This window comes from Vibrio sp. 1249-1 (assembly GCF_033340495.1).
In genome coordinates this window covers 1-537 of sequence record NZ_JAWOWJ010001089.1, presented here as the reverse complement: position 1 = coordinate 537, position 537 = coordinate 1, and the positions used below count along the sequence as shown (strand labels likewise).

The 537-nt window shown below is 48.6% G+C and carries 1 protein-coding gene; it reads left to right on the top strand.

Annotated elements, in window-relative coordinates:
* Positions 1-132: 132 nt before the first annotated feature.
* Positions 133-537: response regulator (locus tag R7Z50_RS30625; RefSeq protein ID WP_318150168.1), on the top strand; the 405-nt coding region annotated here is incomplete at its 3' end.

The following is a 537-nucleotide window of genomic DNA, read 5'->3' as shown; positions in this document are numbered from 1 at the left end:
TCGACAAAATAGAGGGGTAGGTCTGCACCTAGTGACCCAATTAGCGACCCGCTATCACGGGCATGTTGAAATGCTACCAACCACAGAACCTGGAACGCGGATAACCGTGTATTTGCCAAAGGAAGAACAAGTATGAACATGGCAACGCGAGTAATGATCATTGAAGATGACATTGCCATTGCTGAATTACACCACAAATACCTGAGCCAATTGGCAGGGTTGGATGTGGTTGGCATTGCAACGACGCGATTAGAAGCGGAAATGCAGCTCGAAGTGCTCAAGCCAGATCTGCTTTTGATGGATGTTTATCTGCCGGATGGTACAGGGTTGGAGATACTAAATACGCTGCGCTCAAACAATCAAACTTGTGATGTGATTTTGATTACCGCGGCTCGGGATGTCGACACACTACAGCAAGCGATGCGCGGAGGTGTGGTGGATTATCTGTTGAAACCCGTCATGTTCCCACGCTTGGAAGCGGCACTTAAAAAATACATCACTCAGCGCCAACAGCTGGATGTCGCGGAAAGCCTCGAT